Here is a 21,188-nt window from a genome sequence, read left to right on the forward strand (position 1 = left end):
CAATTCCTTATTTAGGTGCAGCTTGAATCGGATTCGCAAGGAAATATTGGCGCAATCCTAAGTGAATGGCCTCAGCCACTGCATCTTGGAATTCATTGGATTTGAGCAGTTGCTCTTCCGCTGCATTACTGATGAAGCCTGTTTCAACCAAGATTGAGGGAATATCGGGAGAACGCAGAACCCCAAGGCTGGCATGCTCTGGCGTTTTTTTATGGATATTACCCACTTTTCTCAATTGCTGAATAACTTGAACAGCGACATCATAGCCCACGCGCTGAGAGTGGCCGAACTGCAAATCCAATACTGCTTGGCTTAAATACGGATCTGCACCACTGAGCGCATCCCCTGCACCGCCTAATAATTCAGATTGTTTTTCACGTTGTTCTAACCAGCTACCTAACTCACTATTTGCACGACGATTTGATAATACCCAAACAGAGGCACCTCGTGCGCTGCTGTTAGGTGCTGAGTCCGCATGGATGGATACCAACATGTTCGCGCCTTTTTTACGAGCAACATCGGAACGTCCACTAACAGAAATAAAGTAGTCGCCATCACGCGTCATAGCGGGTTTGAACATAGGGTCAGCTTCAAGACGCTGATAGAGTTTTTTCGCAACACTCAGAGTCACATCTTTCTCTTTATAACCATTTTTCCCAATCGCGCCTGGGTCTTTACCACCATGCCCCGCATCAATAGCGATCACCACCTGTTTGCTGCCTTTAGGCATATTTTTGTATTTTACAGGGGCAGGCGTTGAAACAGGCGCTGGATTATTCATTTTTAACGGTTTGTCCTGTGTGTTATTGACCACAGGAGCAACATTATTATTGGTGCGATTAAATGACGTTGAACTGGTTGAGTTACCTGCTGAAATCGTCAGAACTAATTGATATTCGCCACCCACTTGCTTTAAAACAGCTTTGGTTTTTGCGACGCGGGATAGCTCCATCACCAGACGTTTATGTTGGTTATCAGAAGGTTGGCTTGAACGCACCACTTTTACCAAATCCCCTGCAGGCACTTTTAGTGGCAAGCCAAGGATCTCACCTCGTTGCTTTACATCAACAACCAGTCGCTCAGGTGAATGCAAGGGAAAATAAGAGTAATCAGGCTTACCGTCAATAAAGCTTAGTGTGACCTCAGCTTGTGATGGGCTATTATTCACTTGAATATTAGACAGTGTTGCGGCTTGTGCTTGCATAGCAAAAAGCCATGCGAATGAAAGCATAAAAAGGACAAAAGCCGCCAAAAAACCCTTTCTTGTTATTCTGTGCATTGATGCATTCAACATGAGCAATAAGTTCCTTAGAATTGGGGTAATGCTTCTAACAACGACTCCCCATTTGCAGACAAAGCAACGATGTGAGCCTGACGCCCCTCATCTTGATATGTGAGATGGAGCTCAAGATCCGCTTCAGGTAAAAAACCTTTACCTTGTTGCGGCCATTCAACCAAGCAGATCGAGTTTTCAGAAAAATAGTCACGAATACCCATAAATTCAAGTTCTTCAGGATCTGCTAGACGATAGAGATCAAAGTGAAAAACATAACGATCCGCTAATTCATAAGGTTCAACCAGTGTGTAAGTTGGACTTTTTACATGGCCTTGATGACCCAAAGCTTGTAAGAAACCACGACTAAACGTGGTTTTTCCCGCACCGAGATCACCATACAGGTGAATTACCACACCTTGATGGCAAGCACCTGCAATTGCGCGACCAAGCGCAACAGTTTGCGCTTCATCAGCAAGTTGTATTCTACGTTCTTTCATAGTGTTCTTTTGTGGCATTATTGATGGGCTGTGTCGCCAAATTATTGTCTAATGACTGTTATCAGTATCCGAGAGGAAGCCTGTTTCAGTTCTTCCAAATACCATTGACTATATTAACCTAAGCGCCGTCATTTTTCTTAATTAACATTGCTGAAACTATCAGATCAGAAATATCTTATAATAGATCTGAACACCGAAAGGCACTCTTTTCATCAATTTTGAGAAAAAACCGCTTCCATGGTAGAGTGCCAGCCGTTTTATTTTACTGTGACAGGATCTGATGGCAGCATTTCTCGATCTCAACCTTCTCGCTCAACTTATCAAACAATGGGGCATTGAAGCAGGCTTCCAACAGGTGGGGATCTGCGATACTGACCTGTCCGCGGAAGAACCCAAACTGCAGGCATGGCTCGACAAGCAATACCACGGTGAAATGGAATGGATGAACCGCCACGGAATGATGCGGGCACGTCCCCATGAGCTCCATCCTGGCACTTTACGGGCCATCAGTGTTCGCATGAACTATTTGCCCGCCAAAGCGGCGTTTGCCAGCACACTGAATAACCCTGAGCTCGGGTATGTTAGCCGCTACGCCCTTGGTCGCGACTATCATAAGCTATTAAAAAAACGCTTAAAAGCCCTTGCAGATCGTATTTTAGCTTACTGCCGTGAATTTGATGGGGCGCTCCTTGCGGATGGTACAATCGTTGAGGATCTTAATTTTCGTCCATTTGTTGACTCTGCGCCAATCTTAGAGCGGCCTCTTGCCGTTAAAGCTGGCCTAGGATGGACTGGAAAGCACTCATTGGTATTAAATCGTGAAGCAGGCTCGTGGTTTTTCCTTGGAGAACTGCTGATCAACCTACCTGTTCCTGTCGATAAACCCATTGAAGATGACTGCGGCCGCTGCGTTGCCTGTATGACAACCTGCCCAACAGGCGCCATTGTTGAGCCTTATACTGTTGATGCAAGACGCTGTATTTCCTATTTAACAATTGAACTCGATAGCGCGATACCTGAAGAGTTTCGTCCATTAATGGGTAACCGAATTTATGGCTGTGATGACTGCCAATTAATTTGCCCATGGAACCGTTTTTCACAGCTGACTGACGAAGAAGATTTTAGCCCAAGGCAAGCGCTGCATACGCCAGAGCTTCTTGAATTATTTTCGTGGGATGAAGACAGGTTTTTGAAGGTAACCGAAGGCTCTGCAATCCGCCGTATTGGCTATATTAAATGGTTAAGAAACATCAGTGTCGCACTGGGCAATGCGCCTTATCAAGATAGTATTGTGCTTGCATTAAAAAATAGGTTGGGGATCAATGAAATGTTAGACGAGCACTTTCATTGGTCTATACAACAACAGCTTAGCCGACGTCTTGAGAACCAAGTGACAATTCAAACTTCACAACAAAAACGCCTTGTACGGGCGATTACTAAAGGTTTACCTCGCGACGCCTAAAAAAAGGCCTGCTATATAACTGAAATCTATAATTGTCAAATCGATGTGAATAAAATAAAAAATCGCTTTGCAGACAATAGGTAAAGAATTTGCAAGTTGTGCTTAGCACATTTTCAAAAAATAAATTCATCGACTATAAATCAATGAGTTACAGATAAGAGTTCTGATTATCTTTACCTGACAGTAAGAATAGAATAGTGAAGTTAGCCTGTGGATAACTCTGTGCAATAAGTTATTTCAAATTGGCATATAGATGGGTCGCAACTCAACAAGCTGTGGATAACTTTTTGATGCTGAATTGTGAAGAAAAATGCTGATTTTACGTTAACTACTCGAAAAAAGTTGCCAAAAAACTAGGTTAAAACGAAAATTTGCCTGAGTTAAATAAAAAACACCTTTTTGTTTATTATTTAAACTTTTACCTTAAGGACATAAATACCTTTAGAATGCCCTATTACTGAGGGGTGGCTATTCTATGGTGACCCGTAGTTGAATGCAAGCAAAAATCCAAATTAGATCCAAGAAAGATCGGCGAAGGCTTGTGGATCCTAGCTTAGCAAGGGTACCAACAATAAAATTACGTACAAAAAACCGTTAGATGAAATTAGTAATTCCACTTAATGCTTTAATACTAAAATATCATTTGGATTGAAATTACAAAGAAAAAATTTAGATGGTATAAACAAGAGATTGGAGCGGGAAACGAGACTCGAACTCGCGACCCCGACCTTGGCAAGGTCGTGCTCTACCAACTGAGCTATTCCCGCATTTGGTGGGTACTGCAATTTTACTAAAACACTAAGAAAGTTTGGAGCGGGAAACGAGACTCGAACTCGCGACCCCGACCTTGGCAAGGTCGTGCTCTACCAACTGAGCTATTCCCGCATCACGAAAATAGTGTTTTAGCTAAAACATCAAGAAAGCTTGGAGCGGGAAACGAGACTCGAACTCGCGACCCCGACCTTGGCAAGGTCGTGCTCTACCAACTGAGCTATTCCCGCATACCATTTCTGGATGTTTTCCGCGCCGATATTATTACAAAAACTTCATCGGTACGGGGAGCGCATTATACGAAAAATTCAGAGACTAGCAAGCCTTTGCACTCAAAATTTTTATTTTTTTGTTCGTTTGTCGACAAAATAGTCACAATGGTGATTTTATCAACACACGTTGTAAAAACCTGATTTCAATACATTAACATTGGTAACTTACTCAACGATAATATTTATATCAGCCTATTGGTCGCAGATTTATAAACCTTTTCATTTTCCCTTTTACCAACTGCGACAACAAAAATAACAATTTCATCATCAATAACTTGGTACACAAGGCGAACCCCTGATGCCCTTAATTTGATTTTATAGCAATTCGATAACTCACCGTGTAACCGCAAAGATTCTATGTAAGGGTTTAATTGTAATTTTTTTAACTTCTTTTTAAATTGTTCTCAGATACTGCAATCAAGCTTTTTCCATTCCCTTAAAGCACGCCATCAAATGCAATATCAAATATCATCAATATTCACTCTTATTCGTTTAGCTGGTTTTTTTAAACGATTACGCACAACAGCTAAAATATCCTCATCTTCATCCGCCTCACTCACAACAATAGAAACCTCAGAAAACGGAAGCTTTTCATTCTCTGCAACATAACGGAGAAATAGCCTTAGCGCTTCGGATGGGGAAAGGTTTAATTTATTAAATGCTTGATACGCATCTTTTTTTAGCTGTTCATCAACTCTAATTTGTATAGTACTCATCATAATCTCCTTTCAGGATCTACTGTTAGGGTGATGTAATGACAAATGTAATGCAATGTGTAATGCAGTATCATATTTAAAGACAAAAAAGCCGCCTCAAGGGCGGCACCTTCGTTAATTCAACATTTATTCTTTGATAAATGTTTCTCGATAATAAGCCAGCTCAGCGACTGATTCGCGAATATCATCAAGCGCTTGGTGGGTATTTTTCTTCGAAAAACCCGTTAAAATTTCAGGCTTCCAACGACGAGCAAGTTCTTTCAATGTGCTCACATCTAAATAACGATAATGAAAATAACTTTCTAATTCAGGCATATAACTAAATAAGAAGCGTCTATCTTGCCCAACGCTGTTACCACAAATTGGCGATGCACCTTTAGGCACCCATTTCTCAAGAAACTCAATCGTGGCTAGCTCAGCTTCACGTTCGCTTACTGTGCTTTTACGTACACGTTCAACTAAACCGCTTCCTGTATGCGTATTCACATTCCATTCGTCCATCAGAGCAAGTTGCTCATCCGTCTGATGAACTGCAATCACAGGGCCTTCTGCTAAAATATTAAGATGGCTATCTGTTACAATGGTCGCAATTTCAATAATGCGATCACGAACGGGATCGAGGCCAGTCATTTCTAAATCGATCCAAATTAAATTATTCTCATTCTTTTGCATGATATACCCTAACTGCATTCTGTGAAGTTAGGGTATGATAGCACTCTTCATGCCTTAATGCGTGAGTGATATTCCAACGACAGCCAATAGTGAAGAGAGGACAGGTGGCTAAACAGAAACTTTCGAAAGGCCAACAGCGCCGAGTTCAAGAAAATCATCAAAAAAGACTGAAAAAACAAAAAACAGTTGAAATCGATGATAGCCAATTAGGTGAAGCACAAGAAGGCTTAGTCATTAGCCGCTTTGGGCAACATGCTGATATTGAAGCGAACGACGGCACCATTCAACGCTGTAATTTGCGCAGAACTATTTCATCCCTCGTCACAGGGGATAACGTGGTGTGGCGCCCTGCGTTGAATACACAAACTGAGATCAAGGTTAATGGCATTGTCGAAGCTGTTCATGAGCGCCACTCTGTACTTACTCGCCCTGATTATTACGATGGTTTGAAACCAATCGCTGCAAACATCGACCAAATTGTCGTTGTTTCTGCAATTTTGCCAGAACTTTCGCTCAATATTATCGACCGCTATCTTGTCGCCTGCGAAACAATTGGCATTCAACCGATTATCGTCCTTAACAAAGTTGACCTACTTGATGACGAAAACCGTGAGTGGGTGAGCGACTTGATGACAATTTACAGCGAAATTGGCTACCAAGTGTTAGAAGTCTCCAGCCATACTAATGAAGGAATGGAAGCACTTACTAACGCGCTAGCAGGGAAAGTTTCAGTATTTGTGGGTCAATCAGGTGTCGGTAAGTCCAGCCTACTCAATGCATTGCTCCCGCATAACGAAGAAACCATTTTAGTTAACGATGTTTCAGATAACTCAGGTCTGGGGCAACATACCACAACGACTGCCCGCTTATACCACTTCCCACTCGGTGGCGATGTGATTGACTCCCCTGGCGTTCGTGAATTTGGTTTGTGGCATTTAACCACGGAACAAGTGACGAAAGGATTTGTCGAATTTAAAGATTACCTTGGCGGTTGTAAATTCCGTGACTGTAAACATTTAGATGACCCAGGTTGTTTGTTACGTGAAGCCGTAGAAACAAACAAAATTGCAGAATCGCGCTTTGAAAATTACCATCGCATCTTAGAAAGCATGGAACAAGTGAAGCCGCGCGGCAATTTCACTGGAAAAGAGAAATGAAGTTAGTAAGTACTTACAATTTTATTACTCAATTCTTTGCTCTAATTGACGCTAATTTGCGCTAAATAGTTCAAGCTATCGCTGGGTAATAGCCCCTAACGCGACAGTTTGAAATACAACGAGTAAACTGTGTACAATAGCGGCCTTTTCGCTAACATACCTTTAAAAATCAGAGGTTAACGTGCTAGACAAAATTAAAATTCGCTTGCAATATATGCTTCCAAAACAATGCCTTACTGAATTTGCAGGCTGGTTTGCAAGTCGCAATGCTGGGTTTATGACGCAATGGGCAATTAAACTATTTGCTAAAGCCTATAAAGTGAATATGAATGAAGCGCAAAAAAGCGAACTCACCGCATACGCAACCTTTAATGACTTCTTTATTCGTCTACTCAAAGAAGACGCTCGCCCAATTGTTGAAAAAGACAACCAACTAGCACAGCCAGCTGACGGCGCAGTGAGCCAATTAGGTTCTATTCATGATGACCAAATTTTCCAAGCAAAAGGCCATAACTATACCGTTGAAGCCTTACTGGCAGGTCAACACCAATTAGCAGAGCGTTTTCGTGGCGGTGAATTCATTACCACTTATCTTTCGCCAAGTGACTATCATCGCGTCCACATGCCTTGCGATGGCTTACTTAAAGAGATGATTTATGTTCCAGGTGATTTATTCTCTGTAAATCCATTAACGGCACAAAACGTCCCAAACCTGTTTGCCCGTAATGAGCGCTTAATTTGTGTCTTTGATACCCCTGTTGGTCTGATGGTGCAAATTTTAGTCGGTGCCACTATTGTGGGTAGCATTGAAACGGTTTGGAGTGGTTGTGTAAATACCTGCCGAGAAGGCGTAATCAAACGTTGGGTTTACCCTGAATTAAATTCTGAAGGTGCTGTTTTCCTGAAAAAAGGGGAAGAAATGGGCCTGTTTAAGTTAGGTTCTACCGTCATTAACTTGTTTGAACCAAACAAAGTGACCTTTAATTCATCACTCATCCCTGGCTATGCAACACGCATGGGTGAATTACTCGCCGAGACGGTTTCGGTTGAGACTCATAACGAATCTGTCGGCGTTTAATTTACGGTTATGTCCTTGAAGGAGCTCCTCACTGTGCGTTTGATTATCAGTTTTGTACTTAGCTTGTTAATCGCTTTTTCTTCTGTTGCGGCGCCCATAGCATCGCAGGATGAAGCACAGATTAAACAGGAGCTCAAACAACTTGAATCGAGTACCAACCCAAAAGACGCGGAAATTGCGCAAGCATTGCAAGGTGCGCTCAATTGGATGAGCGAAACCCGCGATTCCGATGCCAAAGTAAAGTCTTACCAAGAAGCCATTGATAACTTCCCTAAAATTATCAAAGAAATACGCCAAAAATTACTTAATGAAAACGATGAACCTGCCCCTATCCCTGTTGGAATTAGCTTAAGTGAACTTGAGCAACGCATTATCCAACTAAGTAGCCAATTACTAGATCAAAGCCGTTTAACACAGCAGGAACAAGATAAAGGCCGTGAAATCAGTGAATCATTGAGCATTTTGCCTCAACAATTGTCTGAAGCAAGGCGCTTACTCACGGAAGCAACATCCCGCTTCCAGTCGTTAAGTACTGCATCAACACCTTTAGCTGATGCCCAATATACCTTGGCTCAAGCCGAAGTAAGTGCTCGCAAATCTACAGTAAACGAACTGGAAATGGCGCAGCTTTCCGCCAATAACCGCCAAGAAATTTCACGCCTGACGTTGGAGCTGTATAAAAAACGCTATCAACGCATGGAACTTGAGCTACAAAACCTACGTGACTTCCAGAATACTCAGCGCCAGCAAAAAGCAATTTTGGCGCTAGAACACACGGAAATGTTGGCTGCTCAAGGAGAGCTGACCCCCTTCTTAAAAGAAGAATTAGATATTAACCGCAAGATGTCTCAGGAGCTGACTCAGCAAGCTCAACGTATGAGTGCGATTAATACCAGTCAAACCGAAATGTCCACCAGCATTCGCGATGCACGCCAAGCGCTGACAACAATCCGTGAGCAAGCTCAGTGGATCAGCAGTTCAAGTACCCTTGGTGAAGCTCTAAGAACACAATTATCTCGCTTGCCAGATATTCCCAAAAGCCAACAGCTAGACCGCGAAATGGCAGATTTACGTGTTCAGCGCTTAAATTACGAAGATGCCCTTGATAGATTAGGTAAAATTGATACCACCGAGCAAGAAACTGAACATGCCCTCAACCCAGCGCAAGTTCAAGTATATCAATCGCTGATCAAAACTCGCCGAGAGCTCCTTACCTCATTGATTTCAGGCCTTGATGCCGAAATGTTGGAACTGACTAAGCTCAATGTGGCTACAGGGCAGCTCACTGATGCGCTTAAAGAAGTCAAAGATGCCTCAAACCGCTATCTATTCTGGGTGGCTGATGTCCCCCCTATTAATATTAAATATCCAGTCTTATTAGTTACTGATATTACACAGTTGCTATCTCTGGATACGCTTTCCCAAGTCGCTGGTGCACTAAATGTGATGCTCACCACGCAAGATACCTTTTTGTATCTTTTGGGTTCTATCATTTTGGTTATCTTCAGCGTAAGTACACGCAAGCATTATCAAGCCTTTCTTGATCGCTCCAGTTTACGTATCGGTAAAGTGACGCAAGACCGCTTTTATTTGACTATCAGAACTATCTTTTGGTCAATTATCGTGGCTCTGCCATTACCCATGATGTGGTCTGCTATTGGTTATGGGCTACAGAGCGCATGGCAATATCCGATGGCAGCCGCCATTGGTTATGGTGTCAGCGCGACCACACCGCTATTATGGCTATTTATGATCAGTGAAACGTTCTCTCGTCCAACAGGTTTATTTATTGCGCATTTTGGCTGGGATAAAGACGCGGTAAAACGGGCGATGCGTTATTACCGTATGGCGATATTTGTCATTGTTCCATTGGTTATGTCAATTATTACCTTCGAACACTATAGCGACCGCGAGTTCGCTGCCAGTGTCGGCCGTTTCTGCTTTATTTTCCTCTGTATCGCTTTAAGCTTAATCACCAATAACTTACGCCGTTCTCAGATCCCACTCTATTTGGATAGGCACAGTTCAGGGGATAATGTTGTTAATAAAGGCCTATGGTGGATGATCTTGCTTGCCCCAATTGTGGCGGCATTTTTCTCTATCCTCGGCTATTTCTCCACATCACAAGCGTTACTTGCTCGCTTAGAAACCTCTGTAGCGATTTGGTTTGTGATTTTAATTGTCTATCACACCATTCGCCGTTGGATGTCGATGCAGCGCCGTAAACTGGCCTTTGAACGTGCGAAACAGCGCCGTGCTGAAATCCTCGCACAACGAGCAAAAGGGGAAGACGATAATGCGCAATCAAGCGGCAGTAGCGAAGGGAATATTGATATCGAGGAACAGGTTATCGACCTTGATACTATTAGTACCCAATCTGTTGGCCTAGTGCGCTCAATTTTAACCATGATAGCCTTGGTTTCCTTAATTTGGCTGTGGTCTGAATTGCATACGGCGTTTTCTTTCCTTGAAAATATTCGCCTCTGGGATGTGACCTCCACTGTCAACGGTGTGGACACCGTGCAGCCGATTACGATGGGATCCATTTTTATTGCGATTTTAACGATTATTGTCACCGCACAGTTGGTAAGAAACCTGCCTGCATTGCTTGAATTAGCCGTATTACAGCATTTGGACTTAACACCAGGTACTGGCTACGCCATTAGCACACTGACGAAATACACCATTACGATCATTGGCACGATTGTTGGTTTCTCAATGTTAGGGATCGAATGGTCAAAACTGCAATGGTTAGTTGCTGCGATGGGGGTTGGGCTTGGTTTTGGTTTACAAGAGATCTTCGCCAATATTATTTCAGGTTTGATGATCCTATTCGAAAAGCCTATCCGTATTGGCGATACCGTTACAATCCGCAACTTAACGGGCAGCATTACCAAGATCAACACCCGTGCGACGACCTTAACGGATTGGGATAGAAAAGAAATCATCGTGCCAAATAAAGCCTTTATCACTGAGCAGTTTATCAACTGGTCGCTCTCCGACACCGTCACTCGTATCGTGATGACTATCCCTGCACCATCTGATGCAAATAGCGAACTAGTCACCAATACAATTTTGCGTGCGGCAAAACGCTCCACAATGATCTTAGACAACCCAGCCCCTGAGGTTTATTTGGTTGATTTGCAACAAGGTATTCAAATATTTGAATTGCGGGTGTATGCAGCAGAAATGGGGCACCGTTTACCCGCTCGCCATGAAATTCATCAAAATATCTTGGCCTCCTTCGCAGAACAAGGCATTACCTTGCCGTTTCCACCATTCCAAGCAAGGGTGGATGTACGCGATAACTCGCTGCAAAGTGCAACTAACAACCTTTCTGCGCGTAATCCTTCACGTAAATCTGGTGAGCTGTAAACCGTATTATGGCGCAAGGTTTAAATGATAAAGACGAAGGTATTATATTGCGGATCACTCAACTCGAACGGGTTGGGTCGATTCTCTTCTTTTTGATCCCATTAATTATCTTATTAATTATTGGAAAGGCATTCGCTTTCAACACTCTCTATCTCTGGCAAATCTATTGCCTGGTTTATATTGGGGTATTTCGAATGCTTGCAGCCAAGCTTTCATCAAAGCCATTGCAACTAGAGATCCGACGTGGGTGGGGATATAACCGCTTTTACCGATTGAGTTGGGGCTACCTTATTGTGTCCATAATCATCATGGCGGGAGCCCAGTTGTTCTCCCGCTAATCAATAAGAATTAACCCGCTTTATGCCCGTAAGACTTGATATAACCTTCTGCCAGTTTTTGTGCTTGCTCCAGTTCCGCTGAGCTTAATTGAGCGGCGATTTTATTTTGTAGGCGATGACTTTCCGCATTACCGCTATACACCGCGGTTGACAGCCAAGCATAAGCTTGCGATAGGTTTTTTTTCACACCTCGACCTTCAGAATACATCACGCCAAGGCGGTCTTGAGATTTAGCATCTTGCTGTTTAGCCGCTTTGCGAAACCAGAACACGGCTTTTTCATCATCTAAATCAACACCACTACCAATTGAATACATTTGACCAATATGGAATTGTGCGATCACATTTCCACCTTGTGCTGCCTTTCTAAACCAAAATGCCGCTTTTTCTAAATTCTGCGTCACACCAAGGCCTTGCGCATACATCATTGCCATATTGGTTTCTGCACGTGTGTCGCCGTTATCTGCAGCTTGTTCATACCACAGCATCGCTTTGTCATAGTCGCGGCGAACGCCAAAACCATTCACAAACATGGTACCTAGCCGAAACTGAGCATCAGAGTTACCTTGGTTTCCAGCCTTAATAAACCACTCAGCAGCAATTTTAGAGTCTTGGGAAACACCTTGGCCTTTGAAATAACGTTCACCCAGTTGAAATTGAGCGTTTGGGTCACCTTTTTGCGCTAACTGTGTGATTTCCTCAAGGGTAGGCTGCTGTGTTGATGAAGCCGCTGTCGGAGCAACAACAGGCTTAGCCGTTAAAACAGAACTAAAACAAACAGAACCCAACAACAGTGCTAACGCAACTTTTTTCATCCTAAGGAACCCTCAACAGTGCAATCTGCTAACTGTGAACACAGTGCTATCCATTAATATCGACTCAAACACCCATTCCCCTAGTGTAAATTCAGTTTAAGTAGGAAAAAATAGGAAAAGTGACCTAATTTTCACAAAAAGCACGTTTCGCTGCATAACACACGGGTTATTCTGATTTTTAATCCAGAAATACAAAAAAACCAGACAAACATGGGGTCTATCTGGCTTATTTATATCATAAAAATAGATTGTTACTGATTAAGGTATTGATGCCTTAAATAACGTGCAACGGCGTCATCCGCATTTGAACCAATGACCTCCATTTGTGGTAAGGCATCTTTAAGTAATTGATGGGCATTTTGCATAATGCAGCCTTTTCCTGCGACAGTCAGCATCTCTTTGTCATTCATGCCATCGCCAAACGCAATACTGTCATTGGCCATTAAGCCATGTAGCGCCGCAACCTGCTTGAGAGCCTCTCCCTTAGAAACCGCTCCCGCCATGACTTCCAAGCAACTGCGTAGAGAAAACGTGACATTCACGCGGTCTTGCCAACGGTTTTGAATGCGCTGCTGTAAATCCACCAGCAAATCGTGATCTTCACTCGTGAAATAGACTTTGCAAACTTCAGATGTTGCAAAGTCATGGCGATCAAATAACTGGTAATTAAAAACTGACTCTTTAAAAAATTCTTTTTGCTCAGGGCTTTCTCGGTTAATAAACCAGTCATCACCGTGATAATAATTGGTGATAAGTTCTGGATTATCAAATTCCATCAAACAAAGTTCATGCGCAATTTCAGCATCCACATTATGCTCAAAAATTAAATCCCCATTGGTATTATGGATCCTTGCCCCATTCGAGGTAATCATATAGGCATCAATGCCTAACCCATCACGGATTTGTGCAACATCCACATGATGGCGACCCGTTGCAAACACAAAACGGACATCTTGTGTTGTAATGAGTTGTTTTAAGGTGTCTTTAGTATAAGACGTTAAATCATGGTTGGGCGATAACAGTGTCCCATCCAAATCGGAAGCCACTAACGGATATTTCATATTCGAACCCTAACTAATACTGGTCAAAAAAATCACAGATAGCATTGAGTGCCATGGCCCTTAATGCATCCACTTCAAATAGGATTTCATGGTGAGCCCCTTCGATAATGAGGGGTAATTTTTCTTCTCGTCCTATTTGCGCTTTTTGCCGACTTTGACAAAAAGCTTGTAGCTCTTTATTGCTGACCACTTTTTCTTCACTTGCTTCTAACACCATCAGTGGTACATCAATTTCTCCCGCTTTTGCAATTAGCGCATCACCAATCGCAAAACTTTCACGCAACCAGTGGTATGTTGGGCCACCAAGTCGCAATTCAGGGTAGTCCGCATAGTAACGTAAATAGCGCCGATAACGCTCTGAACTATGGGTTAATACGTTGATTAAATACGGTAAAGGTTGCCACTTGCCCGTTGAAGCGGCGTAATCATTACGCACACTCTCACGTGATTCGGCTCTATCAACGATAAAACTGGCCATCCAACGTGGCATCGGTAAATTGATACCAATCATTGGTGCACATAACGCGGCTGCATCAAAGGTCACATGGTCCCGCAGCAAATACCCCGCTAAAATGGCACTCCCCATTGAGTGCGCCAATGCATAACACTTCAGATAGTGGCGATATCTGACTTCTAACTCAATAAACTTTTCAAAATCATCGATATAATCAGTAAATTTTTCGACATGGCCTTTTTGGGGATCCGCTAACATGCGCCCCGAGCGCCCCTGCCCACGATGATCAAGAATAAAAACATCATAACCTAAGTGATAAAAATCATACGCCACTTCAGGGTATTTCATGTAGCTTTCACTACGACCAGGAGAAATGACAATAGCTTTATGATGCTTCGGATGAATAAAACGAACATAGTGGATAGGAATATCATCGACGCCCTGAAAATGCAGTTCTTCACGACGCTGCCAGAAGTCTAAAAGCGGACCATTCGCAAAAGCTGAAAACTGAGTTTCTCGCGTTAACCAGCGCTTTTTTAGGCTTTCAGGCGTCATCCTACAGTTCCTTATTTATTCATTCATAACCTTCAAGGTGGTCTCGGATGAGAGTCATAAACGACTCGCCAAAACGCTCCAGTTTGCGTTCACCAACACCATTAATTAGCAACAATTCTGCGGAAGTTGTCGGAACATGTTCTGCCATTTCGATTAATGTAGCATCGTTAAATACTACAAATGGCGGGATATTGTCCTCATCTGCTATCGACTTACGTAATTTTCGCAGTTTGGCAAACAGCTTCTTATCATAGTTGCCATGGTAAACTTTGTTTTGCTGATTACGGCTTTTTGTGACTAAAACCCGTGGTACGGCAAGCTGTAACGCAGATTCCCCGCGTAAAATGGGCCTTGCCGCTTCCGTTAACTGCAGCGCAGAAAAATGAGTAATGTTTTGAGTGATCATCCCTAAGTGGATCAATTGACGGATCACACTTATCCAATGTTCATTGCTTTGCTCTTTGCCGATACCATAAACAGGTAATTTATCATGGCCTAAATCACGAATGCGTTGGTTATTTGCCCCGCGCAATACTTCAACAATATAGCCGATACCAAAGCGCTGACCAACACGATAAATGCAAGAAAGTGCTTTTTGAGCATCAATTAACCCATCGTATTGCTTTGGTGGGTCTAAACAAATATCACAGTTACCACAAGGCTGCTGACGGTTTTCGCCAAAGTAGTTAAGTAGAACTAAGCGACGACAAGTTTGCGCTTCAGCAAAGGCAGCAATGGCATTAAGTTTGTGCCGTTCAATATCCTGTTGCATGCCTGCGGGTTTTTCTTCAAGACAACGACGCAGCCACGCCATATCCGCAGGGTCATAAAATAAGACAGCTTCAGCTTCAACACCATCGCGCCCTGCTCGCCCAGTCTCTTGGTAGTAAGCCTCGATATTACGTGGGATATCAAAGTGCGCCACAAAACGGACATTTGATTTGTTTATCCCCATACCAAATGCAACTGTCGCAACGACAATCTGTAAATTATCTTTTAAAAATGCATCCTGTACCCACTCACGCTGTTGGCTATCTAACCCTGCATGGTAAGCTGCAACACTTAATCCACGTTTTTGCAAACGTTCCGCGGTTTCTTCCACTTTGCTACGGCTATTACAATAAACAATACCTGCTTTGCCTTTTTGGCCTTTAATGAAAAACCAAAGCTGATCTAAAGGCTTATATTTTTCGACCAAGGTGTAACGGATATTCGGCCTATCAAAACTACTAATATGAACGAGTGGATCATGGAGTTCCAATAAGCGGATAATATCGGTTCGTGTGGTTTCATCGGCCGTTGCGGTTAGTGCCATAACAGGCACATTGGGTAACGCTTGGCGCAACTGCCCTAATGCACGATATTCAGGCCGAAAATCATGTCCCCATTGAGAAATGCAGTGAGCTTCATCCACCGCTAATAACGTGATGTCCCAGCTTGAAAGCTGATTGAGAAAATAATCAGTTAATAGCCGCTCAGGGGCAACATACAACAATTTGATCTCACCACTGCTGCATAACTCCATGATTTGACGCTGTTCTAACGGAGTTTGAGATGAGTTTAAACAGGCCGCATTCACACCATGCAAACGTAGTTGGTCAACCTGATCTTTCATCAAGGAAATAAGCGGTGAAACCACCAACGTCACGCCTTGCTTTACAAGCGCAGGGACTTGATAACACAAGGACTTTCCACCACCCGTTGGCATTAATACTAAACAATCACGGTTATCTAAAATAGCACCGATGACCGCATCTTGGCCTGGACGAAATGACTGATAACCAAACGTGCTATTAAGCACGTTTTCAGCCAGTGAAAGTTGGTTAATGACACAAGCAGTGGACACAAACTTCCTCTATTTCTAAAACAAGTCGCTGCCCATGTGAGCAGCGAAATTGTTGGTTTATGACACGGCAATTTAGCCTTGTCAGATAATATGGGGCGATGGGGAATCTAAACTACATCATATCGTTTAGCATAACACCAATACCAAAACGTGTTTGGCGATAATTGTAGTCTATCATTGACTCACCATAACCGCTAAATAACTGGGTATAAAATCGCACATGTTTACTGATTGGATAACTCCAACCTAATTCTGCACCACCATACCCTGTATTCCAATTATAACGACCAGTAGTAGTAAAGACACTGTCCCCCAACGCATAGCCGACTTTTACACGGTAATATCCCATGTATTTTGTGATGTCTGAGTTATCATCACTGCCTTCACTTTCATGAATGCGATACCACGGTTTGAGATCAACCTGCCAATTTCCATTTTGCGCCATGGCTCGTGCATAAATACGGTTCCAACTGCGGGATGTAGGGTCAGAGCGACCATTGGATTCATGGTTAAAACCCGTTTCAAATTCACGTAGGGTCCAGCCTGCAAATTGATAATCAGTTAACCAACCGACAAATACTTGGGGCTCGTAATTAGTTTCCCTAAAAGGGGAGGATTCTTGTTTATTACTCAGCTGCCACCAAGAACGCTGAGTATACGAAACCGCTAAAATAGAGTCATCCCCAGCAATACCCGCCCAAAGTGGAAATGCTAAGCTTAATTGAAATTTAACTTCATCCTTTAACGCATCATCACCCCAGTTATAACTGGAGATTGCGTTTTTATTCATCGAAGAGGTATAGGTATAAATAATGTAATTAGATTCATAAGGATACAAAACAAATGGATTATCATAATTTTGCAATAAACCAGAAATAATGCTACCGCGAATTGGCGTGTTATCCTTTATATTCTGATCAGCTTGAACATCCGTATTTTCAGTAGCAAACAGTGAAGCAGACCAAAAACAGAGCACTGCACTTATCAACATCGGTAAAGCGCGCATTAGTCATTCCTATTTTCAGTGTCATAAAAATAAAGTTTGTCCTATTTTACACACAAAACTGCTTTGCTGTTGAAAGATTATTCATATGTTTGTTAGAGACATAGTTAATACATAATGTTAACGTTCTATTTACATATTATTTAAGGGATGAAACCGATGAATGACCGTACTTATTCTTTAGAAGAAGCCAGTGAGCTAATGAGCCACGCATTTATCTATAAAATGCCTTTTAATCAGCTAATCGGTATTAAACTGGCACACATTAACGATGATTTTGTTCAACTCACTATTGAGAATCGCCAAGAGTTGATCGGCAATTTTACGCAAAATATTCTACATGGTGGCGTGATTGCTTCTATTTTGGATGTTGCTGGCGGGATGGTGTGCATTAACCGCATTTTACAGCGCATTAATCCGCTCACTCATTCTGAAATTGTCGATAAAATGTCTCGCATGGGCACCATTGATTTACGTGTCGATTATTTGCGTCCAGGTCGCGGAGAAGTATTTACAGCGAGTGCAAGCTTATTGCGGGATGGTAATAAGATTGCTGTCACGCGTTGTGAATTACATAATGAAAATAATCAACATATTGCAACGGCAACGGCAACTTATCTCGTAGGATAAACCAATCTTGTAAATAATTAGTTACCTAGTAAACTAATAGCTTGTAAAAAAACATGAGCAATGTCACATTAGAAGCATCAAAAATCGAGCCGCATGATCTGCATAATCTACGGCTCGTTATCTCTGTATAAGTTTCTTTTTTTGTCTTTAATTCAATTTCAGAGCCAACAATGAGCCAGCAAAATACTACCAAAGGCGTGTTATGTGCCTTAGGCGCCTATTTTATTTGGGGTGTCGCCCCTATTTATTTTAAAAGCATCCAAGAAGTGCCCGCAGAAGAAATCCTGACTCATCGTATTATTTGGTCATTTTTCTTTATGCTTTTGTTATTAACTGTAACACGGCACTGGAGTTATCTACGCCAAGTTATCAAGCAACCAAAGAAAATATTAATTTTAGGTGTTACCGCAACCACGATTGCCTGTAACTGGCTGATCTATATTTGGGCTGTCAATAACGGTCATATGCTACAAGCCAGCCTTGGCTATTTTATTAACCCGCTCGTTAACGTCTTATTTGGGATGCTATTTCTGCAAGAACGTTTCCGCCGCATGCAATGGATAGCCGTAGGTCTCGCTTTAACTGGCGTTTTAATCCAATTGTGGCAATTCGGTTCTGTTCCCGTGATTGGCTTAAGTCTTGCTGTAACCTTCGCAACTTATGGATTATTACGTAAAAAATTAGGGGTTGATGCACAAATTGGAATGACCTTTGAAACACTTTGGTTACTCCCTGTCGGCATTATCTTCCTGTTATTCTTTGCAGACAGTCCGACTAGCAATATGGCAATGAATGATTGGCATCTCAATGCATTATTAATTGCTGCTGGGGTTATTACTACGGTGCCATTACTGTTATTTACTGAAGCGGCTAATCATTTAAGACTATCAACATTAGGCTTCTTCCAATACATGGGGCCAAGTATTATGTTCTTATTGGCAGTGTTTATGTATGGCGAAGTCATGACATCTGAGTTGCTAATCACCTTTGGTTTTATCTGGGTTGCATTAATTTTATTTACATTAGATGCATTATATACTCAACAAAAACTGAGAAAAAAATAACGCTTATTGTATTTTTGTATCTCAATTAGCTGTTCATTAGCCCTAAACTCAAACACCAGCGTCCGTTTTATATTTAAATCGGTGTTGGTGTTTCATTATATGGAACCAAAACAATTAATTTAATTAATGAAAGAGATTTCATGAATTTAATTTTCAATGTCCTATGTCTTTTATTTTAAATAACCGTAAATAAAATAGATTAATTATCATTAAATATCCTTACCTCTCTTCCATTACCAACAATATGACATAAAAATCAAATAGTTAGACCCGACTAATTAAGCTTGATTTTCTTCTTAAAATGATTATTATTTAACTTACCTTAAATTCACTTCAATTAATATCTCATCTACTAAACAACTTATTGAAATAAAAGTAGTTGTTTATTTTTTTCAATTAATGATTGCTTAATAGGAACTTGGTAATTATATTGTACGCCGTTTGTATTCACCCCAGCGGATGGTGATGGTCCGATTCATCACTGACGTTTCATTAAAGTGCGCACGATGACATTCAATTTAAGATGTCCTGGTGCGAGGTTTTCTGAAATTGAATACAGCCGGCTCTAAAATTTAATTTAATACAATCATGTAGCGGTAAGGCTCTAAATAATTCGGAAACACAACTAGGCGAACGCGCGAAGCCAACAACGTTGTGATTCGAAGTATGACGAGTACGGCTGCATTTTAGGTTCACTCCGCCTGTGCATTCAGACAGAGTTGACGTTGTTAAGGGCTTTTGGGAAGGGCTTCAAAATGCAACAGAATACCGTTCAAATGAAACGCGTACTGACCACTCCTGCGTTAGTTTTTTTCGGGCTGGCCTATATGGTGCCACTCGGGATTTTCACCACCTATGGGCAAGTCACTGTATTAAGTGAAGGGCATCTCCCTGTCGCTTATTTAATTACATTAGCTGCCGTCTTCTTCACTGCTATGAGCTATTGTCGTATGACTAGCGCACTCCCACTTTCGGGGTCGGCCTATTCTTATGTGCAAAAAACCTTTGGCGGCACACTCGGCTTTTTAGTGGGTTGGGCACAATTGCTCGACTATCTATTTCTACCGATCATCAACTACATTGCCATTGGGATCTTCGTTCATGAAGCTTTCCCTGATATTCCAATGTATGTGATTATTTGCAGTACCATCACTATTGTTAGCATTATGAATATTTTGGGAATTAAGTTAGTTTCCTCAATGAATATGCTAATCATTTTGATGCAAATTGTGTTTATTGGCGTGTTTTTATACTTAAGCTTTAAAACATCATTTGTATTGGATACTGATGCCTTATTAGCGCCAATTACAGTCATGGCAGATCAAGTACCAGGACTCTTTGCGGGAGCCGCCGTCTTATGTCTAGCATTCTTAGGCTTTGATGCGATTTCAACCATGGCGGAAGAAACCAAAGATGCACGTAACGCATTACCAAAAGCGATTTTATACACTGTATTTATCGCTGGTACCTTATTTGTGGTTATTTCCTATGGTGCGCATTTAGTGTACCCAATGTGGCAAGATTTCATTCCGAATACAGATATTGCTAGCCTTGCGGTGATGAAACAAGTTGGCGGTGCGATGATGGCATCCAGCTTTATTACCGCTTATGTGATTGGTGTTTTTGCTTCTGCGATGACATCACAAGCCAGTATCGTGCGGATTTTCTATGCAATGGGCCGTGAGGGTGTACTACCTCGTTCACTGTTTGCTTATTTGCACCCAAGGCTTAATACACCAATTTATTCAATTATCTTTGTTGCGGTTGCGTCCTTGCTTTCGCTAGTACTGTCTTTAAGCATGGTCGCCTCGATGATCAGCTTTGGTGCCCTTATTGCATTCACCTTCGTGAACTTATCGGTCATTAAGCATTTTTATATTGATCGCAAAGCGTCATTAGATAATACAAAAATGATTACCTGCCTTATCATGCCTTCCATTGGTGTTGTTCTCACCTTATGGTTATGGACAAGCCTTGATAGCGAAGCCTTTAAGGTCGGTTTATGGTGGTTAGCAGCAGGTGCCGTTTATTTGGCATTGCTCACCCATGGCTTTACTCGTCGTCCACCTGCAATTTCTGACGATGAAACTGAGATGATTATTAACTAATCATTCAAAGCCTAATAAATGATTACGGGGAAAGCATTA

At 42.0% G+C, this 21,188-nt stretch carries 17 protein-coding genes, 3 tRNA genes and 1 pseudogene; 8 read left to right on the forward strand and 13 right to left on the reverse strand.

The window, feature by feature from the left end:
* Positions 1 to 7 precede the first annotated feature (7 nt).
* Together amiB and tsaE are read right to left on the reverse strand one after the other, a co-directional pair.
* The gene (gene amiB / locus PR808_RS14555; protein WP_206083155.1) at positions 8 to 1,294 is read right to left on the reverse strand and encodes an N-acetylmuramoyl-L-alanine amidase AmiB; all 1,287 of its coding nucleotides are present in this window, start codon (positions 1,292 to 1,294) and stop codon (positions 8 to 10) included.
* Positions 1,295 to 1,308: 14 nt separating this feature from the next.
* On the reverse strand, positions 1,309 to 1,773 hold the full coding sequence (tsaE, locus tag PR808_RS14560) for a tRNA (adenosine(37)-N6)-threonylcarbamoyltransferase complex ATPase subunit type 1 TsaE (RefSeq protein WP_206083153.1): 465 nt from the start codon (positions 1,771 to 1,773) through the stop codon (positions 1,309 to 1,311).
* A 280-nt stretch (positions 1,774 to 2,053) separates the two neighbouring features.
* Here tsaE and queG point away from each other — a divergent pair, with 280 nt between their 5' ends.
* Positions 2,054 to 3,235 carry a tRNA epoxyqueuosine(34) reductase QueG gene (gene queG / locus PR808_RS14565; protein WP_272539544.1) on the forward strand — a complete coding sequence of 394 codons (1,182 nt, stop codon included), beginning with the start codon at positions 2,054 to 2,056 and terminating at the stop codon, positions 3,233 to 3,235.
* A gap of 691 nt (positions 3,236 to 3,926) precedes the next feature.
* On the opposite strand, the gene PR808_RS14570 is transcribed toward queG, so the two are convergent.
* From PR808_RS14570 to orn, 6 genes and pseudogenes are all read right to left on the reverse strand, one after another.
* Positions 3,927 to 4,002, reverse strand: a tRNA-Gly gene (locus PR808_RS14570).
* Positions 4,003 to 4,044: 42 nt separating this feature from the next.
* Positions 4,045 to 4,120, reverse strand: a tRNA-Gly gene (locus tag PR808_RS14575).
* A 40-nt stretch (positions 4,121 to 4,160) separates the two neighbouring features.
* Positions 4,161 to 4,236 (reverse strand) — tRNA-Gly (locus PR808_RS14580).
* Positions 4,237 to 4,460: 224 nt separating this feature from the next.
* Positions 4,461 to 4,750: pseudogene (locus tag PR808_RS14585) on the reverse strand (type II toxin-antitoxin system RelE family toxin).
* On the reverse strand, positions 4,740 to 4,994 hold the full coding sequence (locus PR808_RS14590) for a type II toxin-antitoxin system RelB/DinJ family antitoxin (protein ID WP_272539545.1): 255 nt from the start codon (positions 4,992 to 4,994) through the stop codon (positions 4,740 to 4,742). The pseudogene PR808_RS14585 and the gene PR808_RS14590 overlap by 11 nt, the downstream one beginning before the upstream one ends.
* Before the next feature lie 126 nt (positions 4,995 to 5,120).
* A complete protein-coding gene (orn, locus tag PR808_RS14595) occupies positions 5,121 to 5,666 on the reverse strand; it encodes an oligoribonuclease (RefSeq protein ID WP_206083149.1) in 546 nt (181 codons plus the stop codon).
* Positions 5,667 to 5,770: 104 nt separating this feature from the next.
* Here orn and rsgA point away from each other — a divergent pair, with 104 nt between their 5' ends.
* The 4 genes from rsgA (at position 5,771) to PR808_RS14615 (ending at position 11,614) form a co-directional block, all read left to right on the forward strand.
* Positions 5,771 to 6,823 (forward strand): small ribosomal subunit biogenesis GTPase RsgA, encoded by a 1,053-nt coding sequence (gene rsgA, locus PR808_RS14600; protein ID WP_206083148.1) that lies wholly within the window; start codon positions 5,771 to 5,773, stop codon positions 6,821 to 6,823.
* 181 nt (positions 6,824 to 7,004) lie between these two features.
* Positions 7,005 to 7,901 carry an archaetidylserine decarboxylase gene (asd, locus tag PR808_RS14605; RefSeq protein WP_206083146.1) on the forward strand — a complete coding sequence of 299 codons (897 nt, stop codon included), beginning with the start codon at positions 7,005 to 7,007 and terminating at the stop codon, positions 7,899 to 7,901.
* Positions 7,902 to 7,934: 33 nt separating this feature from the next.
* Positions 7,935 to 11,276, forward strand: a complete 3,342-nt coding sequence (mscM, locus tag PR808_RS14610) for a miniconductance mechanosensitive channel MscM (RefSeq protein ID WP_206083144.1) — start codon at positions 7,935 to 7,937, stop codon at positions 11,274 to 11,276.
* 8 nt (positions 11,277 to 11,284) lie between these two features.
* Positions 11,285 to 11,614: a hypothetical protein gene (locus tag PR808_RS14615; protein WP_206083142.1), complete on the forward strand. Its 330-nt coding sequence runs from the start codon at positions 11,285 to 11,287 to the stop codon at positions 11,612 to 11,614.
* Between the two features lie 10 nt (positions 11,615 to 11,624).
* Here the strand turns inward: PR808_RS14615 and PR808_RS14620 are convergent, their stop codons facing one another.
* The 5 genes from PR808_RS14620 to pldA form a co-directional block, all read right to left on the reverse strand.
* Entirely contained in the window at positions 11,625 to 12,428 is an 804-nt protein-coding gene (locus tag PR808_RS14620; RefSeq protein WP_272539546.1) for a tetratricopeptide repeat protein, read from the reverse strand.
* A 251-nt stretch (positions 12,429 to 12,679) separates the two neighbouring features.
* Positions 12,680 to 13,489, reverse strand: coding sequence for a sugar/pyridoxal phosphate phosphatase YigL (gene yigL / locus PR808_RS14625; RefSeq protein ID WP_206083138.1), 810 nt, complete (start codon positions 13,487 to 13,489; stop codon positions 12,680 to 12,682).
* 13 nt (positions 13,490 to 13,502) lie between these two features.
* The gene (gene pldB / locus PR808_RS14630) at positions 13,503 to 14,498 is read right to left on the reverse strand and encodes a lysophospholipase L2 (RefSeq protein ID WP_206083136.1); all 996 of its coding nucleotides are present in this window, start codon (positions 14,496 to 14,498) and stop codon (positions 13,503 to 13,505) included.
* A 19-nt stretch (positions 14,499 to 14,517) separates the two neighbouring features.
* Positions 14,518 to 16,344, reverse strand: coding sequence for an ATP-dependent DNA helicase RecQ (gene recQ, locus PR808_RS14635; RefSeq protein WP_272539547.1), 1,827 nt, complete (start codon positions 16,342 to 16,344; stop codon positions 14,518 to 14,520).
* A gap of 112 nt (positions 16,345 to 16,456) precedes the next feature.
* A complete protein-coding gene (pldA, locus tag PR808_RS14640) occupies positions 16,457 to 17,350 on the reverse strand; it encodes a phospholipase A (RefSeq protein WP_206083132.1) in 894 nt (297 codons plus the stop codon).
* A gap of 156 nt (positions 17,351 to 17,506) precedes the next feature.
* Between pldA and PR808_RS14645 the strand changes: the two genes are divergently transcribed.
* From PR808_RS14645 to PR808_RS14655, 3 genes are all read left to right on the forward strand, one after another.
* Positions 17,507 to 17,977 (forward strand): thioesterase family protein, encoded by a 471-nt coding sequence (locus tag PR808_RS14645; protein ID WP_206083130.1) that lies wholly within the window; start codon positions 17,507 to 17,509, stop codon positions 17,975 to 17,977.
* A 170-nt stretch (positions 17,978 to 18,147) separates the two neighbouring features.
* A complete protein-coding gene (gene rarD / locus PR808_RS14650) occupies positions 18,148 to 19,041 on the forward strand; it encodes an EamA family transporter RarD (protein WP_206083128.1) in 894 nt (297 codons plus the stop codon).
* A gap of 755 nt (positions 19,042 to 19,796) precedes the next feature.
* Positions 19,797 to 21,149 (forward strand): APC family permease, encoded by a 1,353-nt coding sequence (locus PR808_RS14655; protein ID WP_225820626.1) that lies wholly within the window; start codon positions 19,797 to 19,799, stop codon positions 21,147 to 21,149.
* Positions 21,150 to 21,188: the final 39 nt, after the last annotated feature.

Origin of the sequence: Providencia sp. PROV197, from assembly GCF_028479625.1 — a bacterium.
Taxonomy (GTDB): Bacteria; Pseudomonadota; Gammaproteobacteria; order Enterobacterales; family Enterobacteriaceae; genus Providencia; species Providencia vermicola.

What these genes read in the sequence shown, in the direction of transcription:
- PR808_RS14590 (WP_272539545.1), bottom strand. Translation starts at nt 4,994, where the DNA reads ATGAGTACTATACAAATTAGAGTTGATGAACAGCTAAAAAAAGATGCG.
- tsaE (WP_206083153.1), bottom strand. Translation starts at nt 1,773, where the DNA reads ATGAAAGAACGTAGAATACAACTTGCTGATGAAGCGCAAACTGTTGCG.
- PR808_RS14655 (WP_225820626.1), top strand. Translation starts at nt 19,797, where the DNA reads ATGCAACAGAATACCGTTCAAATGAAACGCGTACTGACCACTCCTGCG.
- PR808_RS14645 (WP_206083130.1), top strand. Translation starts at nt 17,507, where the DNA reads ATGAATGACCGTACTTATTCTTTAGAAGAAGCCAGTGAGCTAATGAGC.
- PR808_RS14615 (WP_206083142.1), top strand. Translation starts at nt 11,285, where the DNA reads ATGGCGCAAGGTTTAAATGATAAAGACGAAGGTATTATATTGCGGATC.
- queG (WP_272539544.1), top strand. Translation starts at nt 2,054, where the DNA reads ATGGCAGCATTTCTCGATCTCAACCTTCTCGCTCAACTTATCAAACAA.
- orn (WP_206083149.1), bottom strand. Translation starts at nt 5,666, where the DNA reads ATGCAAAAGAATGAGAATAATTTAATTTGGATCGATTTAGAAATGACT.
- pldA (WP_206083132.1), bottom strand. Translation starts at nt 17,350, where the DNA reads ATGCGCGCTTTACCGATGTTGATAAGTGCAGTGCTCTGTTTTTGGTCT.
- amiB (WP_206083155.1), bottom strand. Translation starts at nt 1,294, where the DNA reads ATGTTGAATGCATCAATGCACAGAATAACAAGAAAGGGTTTTTTGGCG.
- pldB (WP_206083136.1), bottom strand. Translation starts at nt 14,498, where the DNA reads ATGACGCCTGAAAGCCTAAAAAAGCGCTGGTTAACGCGAGAAACTCAG.
- rarD (WP_206083128.1), top strand. Translation starts at nt 18,148, where the DNA reads ATGAGCCAGCAAAATACTACCAAAGGCGTGTTATGTGCCTTAGGCGCC.
- yigL (WP_206083138.1), bottom strand. Translation starts at nt 13,489, where the DNA reads ATGAAATATCCGTTAGTGGCTTCCGATTTGGATGGGACACTGTTATCG.
- PR808_RS14620 (WP_272539546.1), bottom strand. Translation starts at nt 12,428, where the DNA reads ATGAAAAAAGTTGCGTTAGCACTGTTGTTGGGTTCTGTTTGTTTTAGT.